The organism is Halapricum hydrolyticum (genome assembly GCF_025517535.1).
In the GTDB taxonomy this organism is placed as follows: Archaea; Halobacteriota; Halobacteria; order Halobacteriales; family Haloarculaceae; genus Halapricum; species Halapricum hydrolyticum.
In genome coordinates this window covers 1-20,415 of sequence record NZ_JAOPKC010000028.1, presented here as the reverse complement: position 1 = coordinate 20,415, position 20,415 = coordinate 1, and the positions used below count along the sequence as shown (strand labels likewise).

At 60.7% G+C, this 20,415-nt stretch carries 24 protein-coding genes, 1 tRNA gene, 1 other RNA gene and 1 pseudogene; 7 read left to right on the top strand and 20 right to left on the bottom strand.

Going from position 1 to position 20,415, the window contains the following annotated elements; translation table 11 throughout:
- Positions 1–63 precede the first annotated feature (63 nt).
- Positions 64–1,197, bottom strand: a complete 1,134-nt coding sequence (locus OB916_RS15395) for a glycosyltransferase family 4 protein (protein WP_315910184.1) — start codon at positions 1,195–1,197, stop codon at positions 64–66.
- Positions 1,198–1,292: 95 nt separating this feature from the next.
- Positions 1,293–2,363: a glycosyltransferase family 4 protein gene (locus OB916_RS15390; protein ID WP_315910183.1), complete on the bottom strand. Its 1,071-nt coding sequence runs from the start codon at positions 2,361–2,363 to the stop codon at positions 1,293–1,295.
- A gap of 94 nt (positions 2,364–2,457) precedes the next feature.
- Here OB916_RS15390 and OB916_RS15385 point away from each other — a divergent pair, with 94 nt between their 5' ends.
- Genes OB916_RS15385 through OB916_RS15375 form a run of 3 tightly spaced genes read left to right on the top strand, consistent with a single transcriptional unit; the run spans position 2,458 to position 3,920 of the window.
- Positions 2,458–2,745, top strand: a complete 288-nt coding sequence (locus OB916_RS15385) for a ribonuclease P protein component 4 (RefSeq protein ID WP_315910182.1) — start codon at positions 2,458–2,460, stop codon at positions 2,743–2,745.
- Between the two features lie 48 nt (positions 2,746–2,793).
- Positions 2,794–3,042, top strand: coding sequence for a YhbY family RNA-binding protein (locus OB916_RS15380; RefSeq protein ID WP_315910181.1), 249 nt, complete (start codon positions 2,794–2,796; stop codon positions 3,040–3,042).
- Entirely contained in the window at positions 3,042–3,920 is an 879-nt protein-coding gene (locus tag OB916_RS15375) for a mechanosensitive ion channel family protein (protein WP_315910196.1), read from the top strand. The genes OB916_RS15380 and OB916_RS15375 overlap by 1 nt, the downstream gene beginning before the upstream one ends.
- A 30-nt stretch (positions 3,921–3,950) precedes the next feature.
- Here the strand turns inward: OB916_RS15375 and OB916_RS15370 are convergent, their stop codons facing one another.
- The 4 genes from OB916_RS15370 to OB916_RS15355 all read right to left on the bottom strand — a co-directional run bounded on the left by OB916_RS15370 (position 3,951) and on the right by OB916_RS15355 (position 6,067).
- A complete protein-coding gene (locus tag OB916_RS15370) occupies positions 3,951–4,625 on the bottom strand; it encodes a zinc ribbon domain-containing protein (protein ID WP_315910180.1) in 675 nt (224 codons plus the stop codon).
- Between the two features lie 161 nt (positions 4,626–4,786).
- On the bottom strand, positions 4,787–5,137 hold the full coding sequence (locus OB916_RS15365) for a DCC1-like thiol-disulfide oxidoreductase family protein (RefSeq protein WP_315910179.1): 351 nt from the start codon (positions 5,135–5,137) through the stop codon (positions 4,787–4,789).
- A gap of 156 nt (positions 5,138–5,293) precedes the next feature.
- Positions 5,294–5,606: signal recognition particle sRNA (ffs, locus tag OB916_RS15360), an RNA gene on the bottom strand.
- Between the two features lie 44 nt (positions 5,607–5,650).
- Positions 5,651–6,067 carry a DUF7548 family protein gene (locus OB916_RS15355; RefSeq protein WP_315910178.1) on the bottom strand — a complete coding sequence of 139 codons (417 nt, stop codon included), beginning with the start codon at positions 6,065–6,067 and terminating at the stop codon, positions 5,651–5,653.
- Positions 6,068–6,150: 83 nt separating this feature from the next.
- On the opposite strand from OB916_RS15355, the gene OB916_RS15350 reads away from it, so the two are divergent.
- Positions 6,151–6,528, top strand: a complete 378-nt coding sequence (locus OB916_RS15350) for a DUF5798 family protein (protein WP_315910177.1) — start codon at positions 6,151–6,153, stop codon at positions 6,526–6,528.
- Here OB916_RS15350 and OB916_RS15345 read toward each other — a convergent pair whose 3' ends face one another.
- On the bottom strand, positions 6,529–6,939 hold the full coding sequence (locus tag OB916_RS15345; protein ID WP_315910176.1) for a CoA-binding protein: 411 nt from the start codon (positions 6,937–6,939) through the stop codon (positions 6,529–6,531).
- Positions 6,940–7,063: 124 nt separating this feature from the next.
- On the opposite strand from OB916_RS15345, the gene OB916_RS15340 reads away from it, so the two are divergent.
- A tRNA-Arg gene (locus tag OB916_RS15340) sits at positions 7,064–7,138 on the top strand.
- 256 nt (positions 7,139–7,394) lie between these two features.
- On the opposite strand, the gene OB916_RS15335 is transcribed toward OB916_RS15340, so the two are convergent.
- From OB916_RS15335 to OB916_RS15300, 9 genes and pseudogenes are all read right to left on the bottom strand, one after another.
- Positions 7,395–7,535 carry a hypothetical protein gene (locus tag OB916_RS15335; protein WP_315910175.1) on the bottom strand — a complete coding sequence of 47 codons (141 nt, stop codon included), beginning with the start codon at positions 7,533–7,535 and terminating at the stop codon, positions 7,395–7,397.
- Positions 7,536–7,560: 25 nt separating this feature from the next.
- Positions 7,561–8,049, bottom strand: coding sequence for a type II toxin-antitoxin system death-on-curing family toxin (locus OB916_RS15330; RefSeq protein ID WP_315910174.1), 489 nt, complete (start codon positions 8,047–8,049; stop codon positions 7,561–7,563).
- 319 nt (positions 8,050–8,368) lie between these two features.
- A complete protein-coding gene (locus OB916_RS15325; RefSeq protein WP_315910173.1) occupies positions 8,369–8,785 on the bottom strand; it encodes a PIN domain-containing protein in 417 nt (138 codons plus the stop codon).
- A gap of 8 nt (positions 8,786–8,793) precedes the next feature.
- Positions 8,794–9,025, bottom strand: a pseudogene (locus OB916_RS15320) (hypothetical protein).
- A 425-nt stretch (positions 9,026–9,450) separates the two neighbouring features.
- On the bottom strand, positions 9,451–10,461 hold the full coding sequence (locus tag OB916_RS15315) for an alpha/beta fold hydrolase (RefSeq protein ID WP_315910171.1): 1,011 nt from the start codon (positions 10,459–10,461) through the stop codon (positions 9,451–9,453).
- Between the two features lie 89 nt (positions 10,462–10,550).
- On the bottom strand, positions 10,551–11,003 hold the full coding sequence (locus OB916_RS15310) for an ester cyclase (RefSeq protein ID WP_315910170.1): 453 nt from the start codon (positions 11,001–11,003) through the stop codon (positions 10,551–10,553).
- Between the two features lie 482 nt (positions 11,004–11,485).
- Positions 11,486–11,587 (bottom strand): hypothetical protein, encoded by a 102-nt coding sequence (locus OB916_RS17125; RefSeq protein WP_449267328.1) that lies wholly within the window; start codon positions 11,585–11,587, stop codon positions 11,486–11,488.
- An 89-nt stretch (positions 11,588–11,676) separates the two neighbouring features.
- Positions 11,677–11,979: a HalOD1 output domain-containing protein gene (locus OB916_RS15305; protein ID WP_315910169.1), complete on the bottom strand. Its 303-nt coding sequence runs from the start codon at positions 11,977–11,979 to the stop codon at positions 11,677–11,679.
- A gap of 47 nt (positions 11,980–12,026) precedes the next feature.
- Positions 12,027–13,376 (bottom strand): bacterio-opsin activator domain-containing protein, encoded by a 1,350-nt coding sequence (locus tag OB916_RS15300; protein ID WP_315910168.1) that lies wholly within the window; start codon positions 13,374–13,376, stop codon positions 12,027–12,029.
- A gap of 633 nt (positions 13,377–14,009) precedes the next feature.
- Between OB916_RS15300 and OB916_RS15295 the strand changes: the two genes are divergently transcribed.
- The gene (locus OB916_RS15295; RefSeq protein WP_315910167.1) at positions 14,010–14,387 is read left to right on the top strand and encodes a YccF domain-containing protein; all 378 of its coding nucleotides are present in this window, start codon (positions 14,010–14,012) and stop codon (positions 14,385–14,387) included.
- A 354-nt stretch (positions 14,388–14,741) separates the two neighbouring features.
- Here OB916_RS15295 and OB916_RS15290 read toward each other — a convergent pair whose 3' ends face one another.
- The 4 genes from OB916_RS15290 to OB916_RS15275 form a co-directional block, all read right to left on the bottom strand.
- On the bottom strand, positions 14,742–15,923 hold the full coding sequence (locus OB916_RS15290; protein WP_390884096.1) for a PQQ-dependent sugar dehydrogenase: 1,182 nt from the start codon (positions 15,921–15,923) through the stop codon (positions 14,742–14,744).
- A 187-nt stretch (positions 15,924–16,110) separates the two neighbouring features.
- Entirely contained in the window at positions 16,111–16,479 is a 369-nt protein-coding gene (locus tag OB916_RS15285; protein ID WP_315910165.1) for an SHOCT domain-containing protein, read from the bottom strand.
- Complete coding sequence (locus OB916_RS15280; protein ID WP_315910164.1) at positions 16,476–17,153, bottom strand: hypothetical protein; 678 nt, start codon at positions 17,151–17,153, stop codon at positions 16,476–16,478. Before OB916_RS15280 ends, OB916_RS15285 begins: the two co-directional genes overlap by 4 nt.
- A 369-nt stretch (positions 17,154–17,522) precedes the next feature.
- On the bottom strand, positions 17,523–19,037 hold the full coding sequence (locus tag OB916_RS15275) for an MATE family efflux transporter (RefSeq protein ID WP_315910163.1): 1,515 nt from the start codon (positions 19,035–19,037) through the stop codon (positions 17,523–17,525).
- Between the two features lie 857 nt (positions 19,038–19,894).
- Here OB916_RS15275 and OB916_RS15270 point away from each other — a divergent pair.
- A complete protein-coding gene (locus tag OB916_RS15270) occupies positions 19,895–20,341 on the top strand; it encodes a 6-pyruvoyl trahydropterin synthase family protein (protein ID WP_315910162.1) in 447 nt (148 codons plus the stop codon).
- The last annotated feature ends 74 nt before the right edge of the window (positions 20,342–20,415 follow it).

Sequence of the window (20,415 nt, the reverse complement as noted above, 5' to 3'; positions counted from 1 at the left end):
AGCGATATCGTTGTCGAGAGCGTGACGAGATCGACAGCGACGGACAGGCGAGCCTCGATGAGTTTACGTGACCGGGGTCGGCCCGGAATCGGCCAGAACCGACGCGTAGAGGTCCTCTAGTCGATCGACGGAGTGTTCGACACTGAGTTGCTCGCGCCGGTCGAGACACGTCTGGCTGAGACGGTCGCGCTCCCGTAGCGCGCGTTCGAGCAGGTCCCGGAACGCCTCGATGTCACCCTGTGGGTACCGATAGCCGGTCTCGCCGTCGACGATCGTATCCGAGAGCGCGCCGGTGCCGACGCCGACGACCGGTGTCCCGCAGGCGTTGGCCTCAAGCGCGACCAGCCCCTGGGTCTCGACGGGGCTGGGGAACGCGAAGACGTCGAGCGTCGAGTAGAAGGCGGGCAGTTCCTCCCGATCGAGAAAGCCCAGAAACCGCACGTCGGCGTCGAGCCGTTCGGCGCGAGCTTCGAGATCGTCGCGAGCCGGCCCGTCCCCGGCGAACAGCACCGTCACGTCCATGCCCTCGATCGCGGCAAGGACGTCCGACAGGCACTTCTCGTAGCCGTGACGACCGGTGTAACCGACGATCGGACCGTCGCCAACGTCGTAGCGCTCGCGGAAGTCGTCGGTGTCGACCGGTTTGAACCGGTCGATGTCGACGCCGTTGGCGACGACGGCGACATCGGTGTCGATGCCGACCTCGTCGCGGATGTGCTCGCGCGTCCGGTCGCTCGGCGCAATGACCAGATCGGCGTGGCCGAAAAACCACCGCTCGTAGGAGCGAGCACAGCGTCGCACCGTCCGCTCGATCGTACCGTTGAACGCGATGTACTCGGCGTACTCACTGGTCGGGGTGTGATAGGACGCGACCAGCGGCAGGTCGTTCGAGCGGGCGAGTCGAAGGCCGCTCAGTCCGACGCCGAAAGGAGTGTGCGTGTGGACGATGTCGGCGTCGGTCACGGCGTCGGGAACCTGCGGCGCGCCGAGTCGATACCCTTCGTAGAACGGGAATCGAACGCTTCGAACGGGATATTCACCGGCCCCGGGGTCGTACTCACTGGCCTTCGGATAGACCAGGTCCATCGTGTGCCCCCGCGACTCCCAGGCCTCGCGCCAGGACTTGACGGTGTAGGTGACGCCGTTCACCGTCGGGAGATACGTGTCGGTGAACGCGGCGACGCTCGGTGTGCCCATTCGTCTGTCGATTGAAGGACCGGGACTTAATGTGTTGTGATACCGCCGGACGGAATCCCTCGACGCAGTTCTCCGTCCCGCAGTGGCGAATATCTTCAAGAAGGTCCGTCCGACGGTATGATTTCCCGATAGGCGTCGGTCAACTCCTCGGCGACGCGGTCGAGGCTGTGTTCTTTGGCCGTCTCCCTGGCGTTTTCGCCCAGCCGCTCGCGGAGGTCGGGGTTTTCCTCGAGTCGCTCGAGCGCGTCCTCGAACTCCTCGCGGGTCGAACAGAGCAGGCAGTCGTGGCCGTCCTCGTAGTACTCTCTGAAGACGGGAATGTCCCGGAGGACGACCGCCTTACCGGCTGCCATCGCCTCCAGCACGACCAGCCCCTGATTCTCGACCTTCGACGGGAAGAAGAACACGTCGCCGGCGGCGAACGCGCCGCGCTTGTCCTCGACCCAGCCGGTGAAGGTGACGTTCTCGGGCGGGTTCTTCGTCCACTTTCGGACTGTCCGGGACGCCAGCAGGCCGCCGTCGTACTCGCCGAACCAGGCGAAGTCGTAGTCGGTGTTCTGGGCGACTTCACAGAACGTCGTCACGCCCTTGCGTTCGAAGACGCTGCCGACCGCGAACACGACCATCCCATCGAGATCGTAGCGGTCGCGATACTCCTCGCGGAACTGCTCGTGGCCGGCCATCGAGTCGAGGTCGATCCCGTTCGTGATCGAGCGGATCGGCGCGTCGATCGGGTACTCCTCGAGGGTCCGACGGGTGTACTCGCTGGGACAGAGCACCAGGTCGGCCTGGGAGTAAAACCAGCGCAGGTACCGCCGGAGCGGTTTGGCCAGGTACGTCGACCCGCGAAAGCTCTCGGCGAAGTCCTCGGCGGTCACATGAGCGTGCAACACGACGGGGATGTCCTTCTTTTTTGCCTGGCGGGCGACGAAGGCGCTGCCCGGACCGATCAAGTTGCAGTGGGCGACATCGAACTCGACCATCCCCTGGCCGTCGACGAGCCGGTTGAGCCCGGCCAGCACCAGATCGCCGCCGTACCAGGGCGTCGTGAGATAGGTCACGTCGCCGTCGGCTCGCCGCAGCGCCTCTCGCTGGTGGTCGACGGACGTGCTGATCCCGCTGCGGTAGAGCCGATCTTCCAGCTCCAGGTAGTTCAGGACGCGCACACGCAGATGCTCTCCGGGGGCGTCAATAAACGTTGCCGACTCGGCCTGGGACAACGACACACCTAACCGCGAGATGGACCTACGAGGAGACGAGATGGTCAGCGACCAGCAGATCGCCCGCGAGCGGATCGCGATCCTGCACGAGAAAGCCGAGCAGGCCGCTCGCGACGGCGAGCAGGATCGCGCTCGCGAATACGTCCGTCGGGCCCGCCGGATCGCCGAGCGCAACCGTCTCTCGCTGCCGGCTGAGTTCGACCGGTTCACCTGCGACGCCTGTGACGCCTACCTCCTGCCCGGTCGCAACGCTCGCGTTCGAACGCGCGGCGGACACGTCGTCGTCACCTGTGACTGTGGCGGGCAGGCGAGATATCGATACAGATGAGATCTTTGTCCGAACCTTCAAAACGCCCCCCGTCATAAGGGGAGAAACATGACGGATAGAGACAAACAGCGCCGCATTCACAACCTGGACGCGACTCTCCGGGTCGGCAAAGGCGGCATCGACTCGGTCGTCGACGAACTCGAGTCGCAACTGGAGTCGAGTGACCTCGTGAAAGTCAAGTTCCTGCGGTCGGCCCGCGGCGGGACGACCAGCGAGGAGCTAGCCGAACAGCTCGCCGAACGCGCCGACGCCGAGGTCGTCCAGACCCGGGGCCACACGGCCGTGTTCCAGCGGTGATCCCGCTGCAGGTCGTCGCCGACTTCCTGATCGACGCCGGTCTGGATGGGGCGATCGCCAGGCCGCTCGGGTCACTGATCACGTTCGTCCTCGTGTTCGCCGTCCTGTACTGGGGCGGCAAGGCCATCGTGCTGCCGATGGTCAGTCGCGTTCTCCACAAGCGAGGACTGGACAAACACGCCCGGACGCCGATCCGGAAGATGGTCGCGGTACTCGTCCTCTTCGCCGCGATCGCCGTCGCGTTCGGGATGGCGGGCTACGGCAACTTCCTGACGTCGCTGGCGACGATCGCCGCCGCCGCGACGCTGGCGATCGGGTTCGCCATGCAGGACGTCATCGCGAACTTCGTCGCCGGCGTGTTCATCTACACCGACAAGCCGTTTCGCATCGGCGACTGGATCGAATGGGACGGCAACGCCGGCATCGTCGATGACATCAGTCTCCGCGTGACCCGCGTGCGAACGTTCGACAACGAACTGCTGACGGTACCGAACTCGAACCTGACCGGCGGCGTCATCAAGAACCCCGTCGCGAAGGACCAGCTCCGCATGCAGTTCCTGTTCGGCATCGGCTACGACGACGACATCGACGAGGCAACCGATATCATCATCGAGGAAGCCGAAAAGCACGAGAACATCCTTGAGGATCCCGAACCCTCTGTCCGGTTGACCGAGCTGGGCGACTCCTCGGTCGGCCTGAAATCCAGGATCTGGATCGCGAACCCGGCCCGGAGCGACTTCGTGAAGACCAAAGGTGAGTACGTCAAGGCTGTCAAAGAGCGGTTCGACCAGGAGGGTATCAGCATCCCCTATCCCAACCGGACGATCGGCGGTTCGCTGGATATCGAGGGCTACGAAGCGGTCACGGGTGACGACTGACCGAAGGGACTGGTGGAGTTCGACCGTTTTTCACCCGTCAGTGCCGGCAGCGTCGCTCGGGACGAACCGACCGGCGACCCACCCGACGCCGGCGGCGATGGCGGCTGGAAAGAGGACGAAAAGAAGCATCGAGACGAAGGAAGTCCCCCGCTCCTGCAGGCCGCCGCTCGCTTCGATCACGGGACTGAGTGCTATCAGAGGAACGAGGAGCAAGACCAGCGCGACGGCGTAGGCGGTTCTCGAGACCGCGCCTTGGACGGTGCGCCGCCGGACGAGATAGGCGGTCGAGCCGAGCCACAGCAAAACCCCGAACAGCAACCCCCACCCGCTGGCAGTGGCGACCGTCAGTACGATCGTCCCGACGATCCCGACGATGATTCCGCCGGCGATCCCGACGACGACCGTGAGCGCGTTGTCCACGAACCCGTCCGGGTCTAGCAGTTGTCCGTCCTCGGTGCCGATCCCGGCCGCGTCCGCGACCCCGCCGGCCTGCGCTGCGATTGTCTCGGCAGTCCCTCCGGAATCGATCGTCTCAGCCTCTCCCGGGGACGCGGGTTCCGTTCCGTCCCACACACCGTCCTCGTCGGCGTCGGCGGCCTCCCGTTCATCGGTGAGATCGGCCGAACAGTGCATGCAATAGGTCGCTGTCTGTCCGATCGGCTCTCCACACTCCGGACAGCGGGGATCGGGGGTCGCATTGCTCATGGTTCGAAATCGGCCGTCGGTACGTTCGATCGGCTGCGGTGGATGGTACTGGGTTGCACGTCCGGCGACTTATATTCGCACGCCGGATCCAGAGAGTATTACCGGGGAGTTGGGCCGCGTATCGTCACGGGCGTCGCCGACGAGCTCCGGGACGGGGGACGCTACCGAACGAGTTTTCCCAGCGTCCCCCGCCGATCTGCGATCTCCTGATAGACCCGTTCGCGAACGCGGGCGTAGTCCTCGAACTGATCGAGGAACCGGACGACCGGGGCCAGCCCCTCGCCGAGGTCGGTTCGGACGAACGCTCGCTCGATCGACGCCCCACAGGAGTAGATCGTATCGTCGACCACCAGGTGGGCACAGGTCTCGTAGTCGGCCGGGAGCCGATCGCGCAGGTCGTCGGTCAGTTCCGAGAATCCGACGAGTTCGACCTCAGAGCGGTTCGCGATGAACTCGGCTGCCCAGGTGCAGAACTCACAATCGTCGTCGTAGACGAGCGTCGGGTCTGCCATACCCGGCTTACGGGCCGGGCGTCACTAACCTTTGTGCCCTCAGGCCATCCCTGTAAGCTAACCCACCCTAAAGGGATGGGCGTTCAGCGTGGACTCCCGCTCTGGCCGAATGAAGCGACGGCTCTGCGGCTGGAGAGTGAGAAATACCGTATGAATGGGTGGACGGCCGGGATTGCCCGGCGTTCGGACACGGATAGTCTCGCGCGCCTCCTCCACCCCGCGACCCGACGAGCGGCAGGTGTCCGCGGGTCCGCTGCTCGCTTCCGCGCCTGACGGAATGCCCGCGGTCAACCACGGTAACTCGCCCCTGCAGGCGAGCGCCCGTGGACCGCTACCCCCGTCGGACGAGGCTTCCACGTTAGCTTGCGAGGTCCGCGCCCGTCGACCGGACGCACCCGGTGTTCGGCCCCCGCTGAAGACCATAGCGCGGGTATAGGGGCGGGGCCTAACCGCCCGGCCTAGTCCGTTTGAACCTACCCCGCTATGACTTAAGGGCCTTTCGCATCCACCTGCTTACAGCAGCCCGAGCGACCGCGCGTACCACGCTGCCGTCGCCGGAACCGTGACCGTGACGACGGCGAGTGCCCAGCGGTGCTCCGGAAGCGACGCCTCTACGACCTCGAACTGTCGCATGAGCGATTCGGGGATCGTGAGTGCCCACGCGACCGTCAGAACGACGATGAACAGCCCGAACGTGAGCGTCACGCCCGCCGCGAGCGCGGGGTCGGTCCGACGCCGGTAGCCGGCCGCGAACACGACGGTCGACACGACTGCCAGCAGGCCCGCGATCAGCGGATTGACGACGCCGGACTCGTAGTACAGTCCGACCGTTCTCGCGTCCGTCATCGCGTACGGGGCTGCAAGCGCTCCGATCACCAGCAGGCAGGCTACCACACCCGCGAGCGGGGCGGTTCGGCGCGAGTCAGACATGGCTGGCTGTGTGTGGTCACCGGTCTTAACAGCAGCGGGTCGACACCACAACGCCCACAACGACCCCTCGCGTAGGCCCGGGCATGGGATTCGGAGATACCGCCAAGAAACTGCAGAAGGTCACGTCGATCGCCGAGGAGAGTTACAAGCGGATGAACGAGTTGCGTGAACAACTCGTGCAGTTGCGAAGCGAGGTCGAATCGACCAGCGAGCAGGTCGACCGGATCGAACGCGACCTGGCCGAACAGCGGGCCCTGCTGGAGGCGATGGCCGAGCAACAGGACCTCGACGTCGAGGCGATCGTCGCTGACGCCAACATCGAGGACGTCGACGCTGAGGACGAGAGTGCCGAAGCCGTCGAGGGCGACAGCGACGAAGCCACCGACAGTACCGAAGGCGGAGAGCAGGCGACAGACTCGGAGCCGTCGGACGAGGACGGCGCCGAGACGCAGGCGTCGTGATCAGCCGCGCAGGCGCTCGTGTTGAACTTTTAGACACTGATCCTGGACGAACCGACGGCCGCTGGATTCGACCCGCTGGCCGGACTCGTCGTCGGTGATCCCGAGCTGGAGCCAGACAGTAGCGACGTCGTCGCGCTCCAGAACGTCCGCGACGATCTCCGATACCTCTTCGCTGGGCCGGAATACGTCGACGACGTCGATCCCGTCGGGAACGTCGGCGAGTGAATCGTACGCGGGGCGGTCGAAGATCTCGTCGGCGAAGGGATTGACCGGGATCACGTCGTAGCCGTGTTCGAGCAGGTACTTCGGGACGTCGTGGGCGGCCTTCCCCGGCGTCGTCGAACACCCGACGACCGCGATCGTCTCACTGTCGAGGATCTCATCGAGCGTTTCGTCGTCTGTGACTGGCATACGTTTCCCTTGGTCGCCCGAGTCCAAAGGTCCGGGACTGCCGGCTATACTCGCCTGGAGGTCGGTGGGGTCGGCGGGAGCGAACCGAGCGGTTTAAACCGGAACGCGAGCAACAGGGTACTGCGGGCGCTTAGCTCAGTCTGGACAGAGTGCTTGGCTTCGGACCAAGTTGTCGGGGGTTCAAATCCTCCAGCGCCCATCCCTTCGATTCTTCCCGAAATCACGGATCACAGCCCCTGATTCGGGCGTTTCGCGTTCTGCTGTTGAGATGTGTGTGCTTTCGTTCGATGCGCAACCGGGCGAGTGGTGGCCACGGGAGTTCGCGTAGATCCATACTGGTGGCCCCAGAGAACATCAATAGCCGATTGAAGCTCTTCGTGGCGACTGTCGAGTCAGTAGGGCAGTTGAGGCAGAAGCGACAAGAGACGACGGAGAGACAGGTCGAAGGGTACGAGTTACTCGTTTTCGAGCGCGTCGTAGATGTCTCGGTTCGACTCCCGATCAGCCGTTGCGATACGCCGAACTAACTCCCGACGGATGTCCTCCATCACTTCGTCGAGCGGAGAAGCGGACTCTGTCCCTTCTTCAGTAGCCATATCCGAGTAGATGTCCTGAGCGCGGTTAATCGTTCGGGTCCGACAGATCGTCGTTCAACTGTTCTAGTCCGTACTGAATGAGGTCCTCGCGCCAGTCTTCGATTTCGCCTATCAGGTCCAGTTCTTCTGTGTGAGACCGGAGATACTCGATAGTCCTTTCTTCATCGACGGTCGCCTCGTCGGTACCGAGTCGTTGCAAAACCCCTCTGATTTCGTCGTCGTACTCGAACCGATAGCCATTGAGAAAATAGAACACGGCCGCAGTGTTAAGCGCGGTACGTTTGTTCGCATCGATGAAAGGGTGGTTCGCAACGAGGAGCCGAAGAAGATGAAATGCCTTCTCGTGCATCGTCTCCGGTGCCACATCGAAGCTTCCCTCTTCGATGTAGTCCAGCGCGAATTCGATGTCCCCGCGGTTCGCCACGCCAGGATGAGTATCGGGATACTCCGAAACGATGTCGTCGTGGATGGTTAGAACGTCTTCAACTGACGGATACCACAACGAGTCTGCCATACAACGTATTATCGATACCGGATCGGTGTAGTCTTTGCTATGAACTACGCAGAAACCACGCCGATCCCGATTTTCGGACCGCCGAATGTGACCGCCTTATGCTAGAACGATTGAGCTTCGACGCTCGAATCATAGCCTCCAGCACCCATCGCCGAGATTCTCACCGAAATTATGGCCGACACCGTTTGAGTTCGGCGTTTCGCGTTCTACTGTTGGAATGTGTTTGCTTTCGTTCGATGCGCAACCGGGCGAGTGGTGGCCACGGGAGTTCGCGTCCATCCACACTGGTCGCCACAGCAAAAATCAATCGCTCATTGAGTCAAGGCGTGTCGAACGAGTTGATAACCTCACTCGTCGAGTACGTCTCAACCAGATCCTGTTCGTCAAAGTCTGAGTCGTCGCTCCAGATGGCCGCATCGCGGACGATCGCACACGCCAGATAGAGCACATCATTCGGATCCGTGTCACCAATTGCTTCATCCGCGCTCTCGACGGCCGGATAGAACTCACTGGTTGGGACAACGTCGATGTATTGGAACAGAAGCTCGATGAACTGTGTCACCCGGTCCGGTTTCATTCCCGACTTCTCGACGATCAGATCCTCATAGTTCTCGATTTCGTCGTGAACGAATGTGGGTGTCAAGAGGTCGGGGTCGAGCGTGACGATGAGCTCCCGCGTTTTCGAATCAGCGATAAGTGCAGAGATGACGACGTTGGCGTCGATAACCAGCTTCATTCGTCGTGTTACGCCGATTTCTCGTCAACGCGCTTGCGTCCCGCTCTCGTTGATTTTGGTAACGATGTCCTGTACATCACTCTCGGTGAGTTCGCTCTCGCTGGTGAGTTCATTCATCACTTCGAGTGTCTCGACCTTCTCTTGGATGGCCTGCCGAGTGACCTCACTCCAGTTGATCTCCGGGTGGTTCTCCATACGCTCTTTCAGGTCGTCATCCACGTTGACCGTAATAGTCGGCATACACAAAACTACGTGAACACAGAATACTGTGTCTTTCGGTGTATCTCATATCGCCAATTTTGGCCGCCTCACGCCTGGAAAGGCGATTCGTTCGACAGTCGGACAAGCGCCTCCAGCGCCCATCGCCGAGATTTTCGCCGAAATCGCGGCAGACAGCCTCTGAGACCGGCGTTTCGCGTTCTACTGTTGGGATGTGTTTGCTTTCGTTCGATGCGCAACCGGGCGAGTGGTGTCTACGGGAGTTCGCGTCCATCGACACTGGTCCCAACAGAGAACATCAATCGCCGATTGACACGACAGCTCCATATGCTGTCAGACTGCGCGTGACCGACTCAGAGGATGGGTTCAGCATCGGAGGTGCCCGTCAATGTGGGGTCTGAGGTTTCGATAATCGCATCTGATGGCGGCTCTGCCTGATCACTACGTCATGGTTCACCGGGCGACTCTATCGAATGAATAAACGCCTGAACGTCCTGTTTCGCATTGTCAGCATCGGGACCAACCCCGATCAGGTGGTCGGCTTCGAGCCGATGCAGGTCGGCGTTTGACAGCCGCTCTGTCACGAACTCTGCGTGGCTGATTGGGACTGCGGCATCGAATTCACCGTGGAGTACTAGTACCGGACACTCGATTGTCTTGTAGTCGGCGAGCGGGAGTTGTCTGAACCAGTATTGGTCATTGAGTGTTCCCTCGATCCGTGCGCTTGCCGGGAGGAGCGACGAGATCATCTCAAGTTCCTGCTGCCGATGATCCGATGTGGCCGCGACGAACTCGACGTACTCCGCAAGTTCGTCGCCTTCGAGCGTCGACATCATCCTGTGGTCGAGCGTAACGAGACGCTCCGGTGCGAACCGGCGAAGCAAGACAAACAGCCCAGTCCGAAGGTCCAAGACCGGCGTTGACGTGAGTATCGGGTCGATCAGCGGGTTGCCGATATCGAACGACCGTTCGTCGATTTCGATAGTGACCGCAGAAACCAATATCAGCCCCGAGACACGGTCGGGATACTCTGCTGCGAGGTGGAGGGCGGCAGGGCCGCCACCGGAAACGCCAGCTACTACCGTCTGCTCGATGTCGAGTTCATCCAGCAGTGCAACGAACAGTGCGGCCTGTTCACTGGGCGACTTGTTGTCTGCCAGTGGCGTTCGGAGGTACCCCGGGCGAGAAGGAGCGATTATCTCGACGTCGTCACCGAACAAGGCCTCACCAAACAAGCGGCTCTGATCGTAGCCACCCGGGTCGCCGTGGAGGACGAGTACCGGGGGACCCGAACCTCGTCGCGCGACTTCGACAGTCCCTCGATCGGTCTCAACGAGTTCACTCCCTGCTTTAAGATCCGCAAGCCGCCGCTTCTTCCAGACCCACAACGCGCCACCTGCTACCCCTGTCAATAGCCCCGTACCGATAGCAGCCCGCCGTGTCCAGTTTCGAACCATAGTAGTCTAGAGTCGATACAACGGTATGGTACACTCGGTGGTTTCCGTGCCCTGAGAGTACGTGTTGGAGCCAGCAGGACACAGACCGACTAACTCGAGTGTTCGGCGCCACCCTGTTCGGTCGGGGGAGCGACGATGCCCAATTGCTGGAAAAGCCCGAGTGTGTCTGGTTGGGCCCAGCGTTCGACGATTTTCCCGTCCTCTATCCGGGTGAATATCATGCTCCCGACCTCGATGGGCTTACCCGTGGGTTCGCGACCCATGAATTCGCCCTCGTGGGTTCCCCGGAGCGTTATCCGCATCGCGACGGTGTCGCCTTCACTCACGGCGTCTTCGACGGTCGCGTTCATGTCAGGGAACGCAGCGCGCATGGTTTCCATGCCCGCCCGTATTTCATCCCAGCCGGTGTCCTTGCCAAGAGGGGCTTGGTCGACGGCGTCCTCGGCAAACAGTTCTTCGATCAGTTCGAGCTTCCCTTCCGTGAGAATCTCTTCCGGTATACGACGCGCGATACGCTTGTTCTCTTCAGCTGTTGTGGTCATAGTATTCTCCTCTGGAGTGGCGGACCTACAGTTCTCGCCTGCCCACCTCTCAAACCAACTGCCGTTTATGCATAAGACGCGCACATTGTTAATAGTCACCACGAGTACTGAGGTGACTAGTATATTACCTGACACACCAATTCCGAGCATGATCAACTGCTGGCTACGCGACTGCTGGCTACGCGCCTTCTATCTTGCACAGGCACGATCGATCTGCCTATTCCTTGTCAGAATCGGCGTGACCGACTCAGAGCACGTATCTCGCAATCGAAACTCACGGAAAATGATAGAGCGGACGTAGTTAACGATCGAATCAACACGGAGTTACAGAGCATCAGTATCACCATTTGGACCTCCAGTAGGAACTTCAAACTCATTGTGGCCGCAATCTGGACACCGCTCTTTGAAGGGGGTGATCTCACCGTTCTTCAATCGACCCACACGGGTCTCCTGGCAGTTCGAATAATATATGGTATAGGGTATCATCGCGTTCCTGAACCCTCCCGGTCGGTGAGCCAGTTCTCCTTACACTCTTCGTCGCAAAACGAATAGAGTCGAAGGTCACCATCATCATCTCGCGCCACATGGACTGGATGAGATTCGTCCACAGCTAACGGAGCTCCACAATAGGCACACACCTGGAATCACTCGGCCTCTTCGTCACCCATACTACCTATCCAACGATGACTTCCCCGTGCCCCGTGACCGTCACCGACTGCTCCTCGTACTCGAACTCGACCTGGATACCCGCCACCGTCCCCGAAGATAGGAGCGTATCAAGAGCATCCGGATCAATCACCGCGTGGAGGGGTTCCATCTCCGTGGGTTCCTCACCGATTACCGCGGCAACCACCCCGACAACCGTTATCGAGAGCGGGCTATCGCTCGTCCAGTCGTGCTGGGCGTGGTACGTCTCCGTGATCGTGTCGTAGCCGAAACGGTCCGTGCTGTCGGACAGTATCGTACTCGAGGTCATTACTTCGGGACAGGAGCACCGACGTGATAAGGAGTCGGGCTGACTGGTCAGCGTACGGCCTTCCCCGACCCCTCGAACAACTGCTCTAAGACGGTATTCTCGGCCAATCGAAGGTGTTGATTGAAGGTTTGACGGGTGATCCCCAACCGCTCGGCGAGTTCGTCACCGATGCTCTTCCGGGGCGTCTCGAAATACCCGCCATAATATGCCGTCTGCAATGACGTGAACTGCCGTTCGGTAAGCACGTCTTCGACGATGTCGTAGAGGAGCCGCGGCGAGTACTGGAGTTCCTGTGACTCTAATCGGATATCCGGATACACCTTCCGGGCGGCCTGTACGGCCGTCCTCGATTCCACATCTCCTGGCACTTCAGCCGTGAGGAGAGGGCCTGCGGCACCGTTGGTCTGGAACAAGGATTTCACCTGTCCCCCTAACTCTGCAAAGACTAGCGACACGGTCGGCGCCTCGACGTGGACCTCAACCCGGCACTCATCGGCGCTCGACTGAAGCAGCCGGGTATCGTCAACACCGTACGCCTGGTCGAACACGTCGATCAACTCCTTTGCCGAAATCCCCCTCCCGGTGATGTACTGGAGGACCGACCCGTCTTGGAGGCGAACGACTTCGTCAACGTCGATGCGCATGTCACCGTCAGCTACGTCGAGCAGCGGGCTGAATAACTGCTTGGAAGAGAGTTCGAGTACCCGGCGTTTATCGCTCGTCAGCTTGTCCTCGCGCTCTTTCAACCGGGTTGTATCTTCGAATCCCACGACAACATATTCAACTTCTCCATCTTCACTCAATACAGGTGCCGAATTGCTCGACAGCCAGCGTTCGGTTCCGTTCGGGAGGTCGATCCAGTGTTCGAAGCCGTAATCGGGTTCCTTTGTCTCTAGGACGCGAGTCACGGGGTGCTCGTCCTCGCTGACTGGCGTGCCGTCGTCGTAATAGATCTTCCACTCCGGTTGGCGGTAGGTTCGAGAGGTAATCTCGTCACGCTCCAGTTCAAGCGTTTCTTTAGCCCGTTCGTTCGCGAGGGAGATCTGCCCGGACGGCTCGACCACCACGATGCCGATCGGACTGGCTTCAAGGATTTTCTCGATGACCGTGCGCTCGGCGTTGCTCAGTGTCGGCGTCGCGTGGGCATTGGTCGCGTTTACGGACGATCCTTCATCTGAATGCAATCGCCACCAGACCCGGGCGTTGGCACCTACCTTCTTGGTTTTCAACTCACCACTGCTCGCCAACTTCTCTAGACGTTTGTAGACGGTACGTCGAGCCGCGTCGAGCGAGTTTGCCACCTCTGGAGTCGTGAGTGGCTCAGAGGGGTCGTCGCGCCGGTCGAAGACGGCCAGTGTTTCGGCATAGACATCCCCCGAAGAACCCAATGATGACATACACGCCCTAACGCAAGGCACGAGTATATTGGTTCCGTCGATGGCACTACGGAACTCATAGCTTCACCCGGGTCACTCCTTAGAGGGTGTTGGCGATCTTCTTAATGGGAGATACGCGCGCTCTATTCAGTACTCACAAGACAAACTATCTAGTCTCTGTTAGAATCAGCGTGACCGGCTCAAAGGTTGTATCCATTATTCGACGGTCTACCGCATTATCGAGAGACGGAATAGAATCTCCACGAGAAAGAGAGAAAACTCTTCTCAATAGTGATCTGTATTGATCTATCTAGATCAGGGGTGTCTGGCGGTTAGTAAGAGTGTTTTTTCATCGATGGATTTCTATCGCTCTTGGGAACCTCTTGGTTTCACCTGGGACGGCAGCTGTTGATGCAATACTATACTTGCGCTATGTCTCTTTCACTGTAGCCGAAAATAGTATAACAATTTATAAGTTGCTGTTTCTGAGGTGCCGGAATTCGGACGCCTCACGCCTGGAAAGGCGATTCGGTCGACAGTCGGACAAGTGCCTCCAGCTTGAACCGGAATGAAGCCAACAACGGAGAACTGAATGAGTCGAGGAACGCCGGGATCAACGATATGGATTTACCTCCAGGAAATCTAGGACAACTAATGACACAACGCTCCTTCTGGGTTCGTGCGCTGTGGTTCGTGTTCGTCGGCTGGTGGGCAACACCGGTCGTCGTGAACACTGCGTGGCTACTCAACGCCACGGTTGTCCTGCTCCCGATCGGGATCAAACTGATCAACCTCGTGCCGACGGTGCTCACCCTCGCTGAGCCGCAGTCGCTTTCGGCGCCTGAGTCGGCGCGGGGGCAACACTCGTTCGCCGTCCGGGCGATCTATTTCGTCTTCGTCGGATGGTGGTTGAGCCTGCTGTGGGCGAACGTGGCGTCGTTCCTCGCAATCACGATCGTGGGGATCCCGGTCGCAATCTGGATGCTCAACCGGTTACCATACGTCACGTCACTGTACCGGTTTCACGGGTGACTCCGATGGTCACTGCTCTGTTGACGTTGTTCGCGGCGATCCAAGAGCGGAGCGCGCGAACAACTGAGGGCATCTAAGCAGCTGCAGTGCCCTGGTTATGACCCCCGTGTCGGGGGTGTCGTCAGGGTCATCCATACCAATGAGCTGCAGATCGGAGGCCTTCGCAACGGGACTCGTGGCTCGTTCCAGGGCACAAATCACATTGAGGATCGTTCCCCGGCCTCGGTTCGTTCCGTGACCGATTCATCGAGGAGATCGAGTCGATCATCCTAGAACGGACCCGGTTGAGTTGACAGATCAAGGATCTCTTCCGGGTGAAGTCCGCCGCATCATAGCGATTCAGCACAGCCGAACTCACTCATCGGGCGCAATACGGTATATCGGCGCGTTGTCGGCATCAACGGCTGCGTAAAGGTGACCCGAGACTGGCGAAGCTACCACGTCACGGATACGCTGGTCGCGGTCGGCCAGCAGTGGCTCTATCTCTGTTACCTCGCGACCGTCGACGGTAAAGTGCGCGAGATACCGTTTCGCCAGACCGGCGATGAACAGGTCGCCACGCCAGTCAGGGAACGCTTCCCCGTCGTAGAAGGTGGTGCCGCTCGGCGGGAATCCGCCGCTCCCGCAGGCCCACCCATAGACAGGCGCGACCACGTCCGCACGCTCCTCGTGCGGGACGCCGACCGGGTCGTCGGTGCCGTATCCACAGGAGTTGTCTGCGACGGGCCAGCCGTAGTTTCCTCCCTTTTCAAGAATGTTTATTTCATCACCGTCGCGCTCTCCAAACTCTGTCTCCCACACTGCACCGGTTTCAGGATGTATCGCGAGTCCCTGCGGATTCCGGTTTCCGAAGGTGAATACTGCGCCCGAAGCGCCCGGGTCGTCGACGAACGGATTCGAATCAGGGATCGACCCGTCGTCGTGGAGTCGCAGCACCGAACCGAGGTCGTTATCACGCAATTGTGCGACGTGATCCGGACCGAAGTTCTTGAACTGTCGGTCGCCGACACTGACGTACAGGTACCCCTCGGTATCAAAGACTGCTCGTGAGCCGTAGTGGCCGTCCGACTCGACGAACGGGCGGGCAGTGTAGATGGGTTCGAAGTCAGCGATCTGCCCCTGGTCGCGCTCCAGTCGTCCGCGACCGACCCGTGTGGTCGAACCGCCCTCATCCGCAACAGAGTAGGTGAGGTAGACGAGGTGGTTCGAGTTGAAGTCGGGGTGTAGCGTCACGTCTAGTAGCCCACCTTGGCCGCGAGCATAGACGTCTGGGATCCCTGCCAGTGCAGTTCGGTCGCCGGTCTTCGGGTCCGTCAGCAGGAGCCGCCCTGCCTGCTCGGTCACCAGCAGACCCGACTCGTCGGGGAGGAAAGCAAGCCCCCAGGGGTTCGAGATACCAGTCAACGCCTCGGTAACCTCGACACTGGTGGCCGAGTTACCCGATGGGGTTGCTCCGGACTCCCCTTCGAAGACGCTGGTACAGCCCGTTATCGAGCTAGAGAGAGCCACTGCTGCGAGCAGCCGGCGGCGAGACATGTGTTCATCGACCATACTTAGTCGATCGCACTACGCATATGTAAGCTACCCCACGGCTAACCAGTAGTTGCTGAAGTAGCCAAACATCGATTGCGACTACTCTCTTCATCGTCGTTGTCGGCTACACACTCTATCAGTGGCGACAGCTTCACGACAAATAACGTATATAATCAATCGTCAGCAGCAGTCACCGGCTTAGCGTCTCGCGACGGCGTTCGAACTCGTCATCCGAGAGGTCACCGCGCGCATAGCGTTCTCTGAGCGTCGCCAGTGCGTCGGCCTGTCCGCTCGAACTGTGCTTGCCGGTGCCCTTGGGGGTCGAGCCCGACCGGAGGTACCCAATCGCAAGCACGGCGGCGATGACGATGGCAACGATCACGAGAAGCGATCCAAGCCCGGACCCGCCGAAGGTCCCGCCCATCGCAGCCGAGGTTCCACCGTAGCCGCCGCCCATCCCCCCATACCCAGAGGGATGTGCTGCGGCCGGGACGACCAGTGTGAGGAGTGCCCCGGCCGACACGAGACCCGTGACGACGACCCGGCTGACGGTGTTCATCGGCAGCCTCCTGGGCCGCGATGGTGACCATTGTTCCGGGTGTTCGGCCCGTCCGTGTCACCCGTCCATGCGTTGTCGTCCTGGCTCTCGTTCACCCACGGCCCGTGCGGTCCGGACGTTTCGTTCGTCCACCCGCCTGCGTACGTCCCGTTAGCCCACTCGTAATGCGTGTCATTCACCCACTGACCGTGATGCATTGGGCCGTGTGGGCCATACGTCTCGTTGGCCCACTCACCGGAGTACGTCCTGTTGTGGTACGTGTGGTTCATCCACGGCCCGTACGGTCCGTCTGTCCCGTTGGTCCAGTCGCCCGCGTACGTCTCGTTGTGATGGGTGTCGTTTGCCCACTGACCGTGCGGGCCGTGTGGCCCGTACGTTTCGCTCGTCCACTGGTTGGCGTCCGTTCCGTTAGTCCACTCGCCTGAATGAGTTCCGTTCATCCACGGCCCGTGGTCCGTACGGTCGTGACCTGAGCGATCGCCGTCAGTCACGGCTGGGCGATCGTCCCCCATCGGCGCGTGATGGTCACCTGATTGTGGGGAGACATCCCTGGCCGTGTCGTCAGTGGGGTTGACCACATCGAGTCCACCGTGTGCGCTCACGACCGGGAGCAGTAATGCGAGACCGAGCAGTGCGGCTGCCACGAGCAGCCAGCGTGTCGAGGAGTTCGTCATTGGATGATCACTCTACTTCCCCCTTGGTGGGATGGGTAGTTATCTCCGTGGGCGTGAACGAACCCTTCAAATCGTTTTAGAGCGTGTATAAACTGCTTAGAACGTCCTTCAATTGCGCGACCGTTTCTCCCGGCTGCCAACAGCCTCAGCCGCAATGCCTCTACAGGCGGCGCAGGCCGACTCGGAGCTTGACCCCGAGGCAGTTCACTGTGTGGACTCTCTCACCAGTCTTGATCAGTATGTGAGCAGCGACCACGTCACCCTCCTACTGTGGCGAGGATTACTTCGTCGCGGAACAGTCCGCGCGATCGACCTCGGAGACGTCCATCTGGAGGACGACGTTTTCGTCTCGGAGAAGGGCAGCAGTGGTCAGTCTGTCCCGGCTGCGTCGCCCCCTCCGGGCGAGGGTTCGCCGTCGTCCGGACCTGCCTGCTCGATGACGGCCTCCTTCCAGGTCCCGCGGGTGAACCACAGCGTGGCGACGATCCCGCCGATGATGTCTCCGGCGGCGAACCCGATCCATATTCCCAGCACGCCCAGGAAGCCGGGGTTGACAGCGAGCAGGTACACCAGCGGGACGCGGCCGAGCCACAGCGCGATGATCGACAGCACCATCGCCGTCCGGGTGTTGCCCGCGCCGCGGAACGCCCCGAGCATGACCTGGAAAACACCCATGAAGCCGAACTCGACGGCCCTGACCTGGAGGTACGTCGCCGCGAACGCGAGCGTGATCGCCGCATTCTCGGTGCCCGTTCCGAGGAACACACCGACGATCGGCTCGGGGAAGACGAAGGCCACGACTGCCGCGATCAGGAGGACCGCGACAGCGGTCTTCGCGGCGATCCAAGTGGCCCGCTCGGCCCGGTCTGGCTTCTTGGCTCCCAGATTCTGCCCGACCATGGTGTTGGTCGCCCGGCCCAGTCCCAGCGACGGGAGGAAGACAACCGTCCCGATCCGGTTGGTGAGGCTGTAGGCGGCCACGACCATGGGCGAGAACATCGACACCATCGCAGTCATCGTGAGCATACCGAGTGCGGCCGCCGACTGCTCGGCCGTCGTCGGCAGTCCCAGGTCGACGATCTTCCGAATGACCTCTAAGTCCGGACGCAGGTGGTGGACCCGGACGTCGGGGCCGTACCCGCCGAAGAACAGCAGGCCGATGCCGACGACCGCCGCCAGCCCCCGAGAGGAGACCGTCGCGAGTGCGGCCCCGCCGATGCCTAGTCCGCCAAAGCCCGTCAGGTCCGCGAGTGTCGCTCCAATCGCGTCCAGGCCCGGCGGCGCAAACAGCGGGTTGCCGGCGAACCCGAAGATGAGGATTGGGTCGATGACGACGTTGAGCACGACGCTGCCGGCCATGACGTACATCGGCGTCTTCGTGTCGCCGTACCCGCGCATGACTGTCGAGAAGACGAAGAAGGCAAACAGGAACGGCAAGCCCAGATAGAAAATCTCCATGTAGTCGTTAGCCAGCGGGATGATCTGCTCGGTCGTCGCCGCGCCCGAGGGCAACAGCGCGAGCAACTGATCAGAGAGCAGAAATCCGAGGACTCCCAGGATTGCGGCCATCCCGATGACGAAGGTCAGCTGATTGCCGGTGACCTTGCCCGCTGAGCCCTCGCTGTCCGCACCAGTGTACTGGGCCACCAAGATCGCACCCGCGGCGTTGAACCCGCCGGCGACCGAAATGAAAAGGAACACCAGCGGCCACGCGATGCCCAATGCGCCGACCGCGTCGGTTGAGTAGTGCCCCAGCCAGATCGTATCAGTCACGTTGTAGGCGACGTTCAACAGCTGAAAGACCACCAGTGGCCACGCGATGTCGAGCATCGGGCGGAACAGTCTCCCTTCCGTCACGTTCGTCTGTGGCCCAGACTCGTCCACGAAGAAATATATCAGCCGTTGGGGTTTATATCCGCTTCGAAACGCGCGGAGGGCGAGCAATTCGCGGGCAGACGCCATCTCGCTCAATCGGTCGCCCCGATCAGTACGTCTCCTGGAGGTGTCTCGTCGAGAGGTGCTTTCGGAGGGGGCTTCGATCAGTCCGTCGCGGTTATCCTCGCGGGTGTCGAAAGTGACGGTCCTCGTCTCGTCGGGGGAAGGAGGATGTCAACCGAGAGCTACCCTGAGAGAGATCCGGCGTCGAGTTCGACGAACAGCGCCGCTGCCTCCGGCGTGACCCGACGAAGGCATCGAACTTCTGTTTGGGATTTTTGAACGAGAATCGACGCGTGAGTCCGCTTTTGTTTGACGGCCAGTGCTACAGTGGTCCTAGCCACCCGGCCTTCTGAACGTATAGCTCACGGTGTCCGATTCGACCGTGAGAGTGCCTGAATCGTGATCCACGACGACTTCAACCGTATCGTCGTGCGCAAAGTCGTGGAGCGGCATTCCCGTCCTGAGCGTTCCGTCTTGCGATACCTCGATCTCTGCTGATCCGAAGTCGACGTGAACCCGACCCTCATCAGTGGTCACGTCTCCAGATCGGCCGAATCGACGCATTTGCTCGACTAGCTTCTCCCACTCGTCGAGCTTAACTCGGGGTGACATACGTGGTCTAGTCACAATGCGGCCACCAAATAGACAGTGGGAAACAGACACACATTCGGACCGTCCCGAGCCGCGAAAGTAACAGTCTTAGATCTGCACTCTGGTTGCAGAAAGCGCCCGAAGTGGTCAGGAACGTATCACTTTCGGCCTGGTCTGAACAGATTTATATGCTCTCTGGATGATCTCTGAGTATGCCTGAAGGAGTACTTTCTGAAGAGGAAGTGGCGCACAATACAGCAATCACGGAGGCCGAACGAACGCTCGTTGTCGGGCAAGAGCGCCCGATCCGAATCAGCACCGGGCACCGGATTCAGGACCACTCCGGGAAGTGTTCACGTCCGCACGGACACAACTACGAGTTCGTCGTCGAGGTAACCGGCAACCTCACCGAACAGGGCTGGGTCGTGGACAAAGGCGATATTACCGAGATAATATACGATTGGGATCACCGTTTCTTGCTTGAACGAGGCGACCCGCTCATCGAGGCGTTTGAACAGAGCGGCGACGGGAACGCTGTCATCGTCCTGGAGCACCCACCGACGGCCGAAGTCATGAGCCTCAAGCTGGAAGAGAAGATGCTCGAAGCGTTCCCGGACACTGTCTCTGACGTCTTAGCTCAGCTTTGCACGTTGAAGTAGGAGCGTGACGTAGGCGGTAGCAAGGACAGATGATGCCGATTACGGACTTTCTGTCGTGCACGCGCGTGTTCGAC